The organism is Roseomonas acroporae, assembly GCF_023223525.1.
Lineage (GTDB): Bacteria > Pseudomonadota > Alphaproteobacteria > Acetobacterales > Acetobacteraceae > Roseomonas_E > Roseomonas_E acroporae.
The window spans coordinates 1-1320 of the sequence record NZ_JALPRX010000234.1; the positions used below are offsets into that span (position 1 = coordinate 1).

Consider the following 1320-nt stretch of genomic DNA (forward strand, 5'->3'; position numbering starts at 1 on the left):
CGCCTCGATGCGGGCTCGCTGGCCCAGCACCGGGGCGAGGCGGCGCAGCTCGGGCGGGAGAGACGCGCCGTCGCGGCGCGCCTCCCCGTGGTGCTGACGGGCACTCACGACGTCACCGCTGGCGCCAGGCGCGCGATGTCGGCGAGCAGGCTGCGCAGCAAGGCCTCAGCCGTCATGGAGGGGGTGCGGCACCCCTCGATGTCGCGCTCCACGATCGCGGCCTTGATGGCGAGGCCCAGCATGCCCTCCGCCGGTGTGTCGGCCATGCGGTCCACTACGTCCGACCAAGCCTGATAGGCGTCGTCGTGCGCGGTTTCGGCCTGCCCCAGATCAGGATTACCTACCGTCAAGACAGAGGCAGCATCCAGCGCCGCGATGTTGGCCGCCCATGCCATGCTCTGCGCCTCGTTCAGCACGACCAGTGCGGCGTCGGCAAGCGGGGAGGCTGCGGCGGGGGCCGCGGCCCCGGCAGCGAGAGCGGCGCCGCGCAGGGCAACGCGCCAAGGGGAGGGATGGCACTCATGCCCAGGTACCCCTCCTATCGCATCGATCTGTTCGAAGGTATGGCAGCCAGCACCGATGGCGTTGCTTGGTGTCTCTGCCGTCATGGCTTCGATCGTGTCATACGAGGCCCAGATGGAAGCGTCGCATGCACCGCTACGATCGGAACCGCCGCCGGTACCTTGACTATGGCCGTGAGGGTGCGGCGGACAATCCTTGTGGCGATTCGTAACGAAGTATCCCGACACCGCCTCAATGACGGCGTGCCGGTGTCGCGATGGCAGATCGCTGAAGATGTCCATCTTGGGCCTCCTGAGCTACGCCAGGATGGACAAAAGATAGTTGATTATCGATGAACGCTGATGCCTGGGAGAAGTTGATCAGCATCGACCATGGCGCCACCTCAGCTTGCGCTCTACAGTTGTGGTTTGCTTCACTTCGGCTTGGCTAGCTGCATTGTCGGCCGTCTCGTGGTCGCCGGCCTCGGTCGACCGGATCACCTATCCAGCGCGCGGCATCTCCTTCACCTCTACGCGGCGTTTCGGATTTTTCCCTGTCATATACTCTGGCATCGGTCCTGCCTTTCGTACATTCGCGCCACCGCCTCGCGCTTCATGTCCATCACATCCTGACCTCTCGCACCACACCGTCTCGTACCACGAAGACATGCCGACTACGGAACGTAGGACAGCACCGCCCTTCGTTTGGTCCTGGTGTTCTGGTGTCCACGATGATCCGCCCATCGGACACCGTCAGGTGCTCCACGCCCTCGAAGGTCGTGTCCCTAGTGGTGGTGTAGGAGCGCCCGACGCGGCGGCC

Annotated in this window: 1 protein-coding gene; it reads right to left on the reverse strand. The window is 64.8% G+C overall.

The annotated features are described in order from the left end of the window. Positions 1 to 104: 104 nt before the first annotated feature. Positions 105 to 803: a hypothetical protein gene (locus tag M0638_RS28220; RefSeq protein ID WP_248670284.1), complete on the reverse strand. Its 699-nt coding sequence runs from the start codon at positions 801 to 803 to the stop codon at positions 105 to 107. Positions 804 to 1320: the final 517 nt, after the last annotated feature.

What these genes read in the sequence shown, in the direction of transcription:
- M0638_RS28220 (WP_248670284.1), bottom strand. Translation starts at nt 803, where the DNA reads ATGGACATCTTCAGCGATCTGCCATCGCGACACCGGCACGCCGTCATT.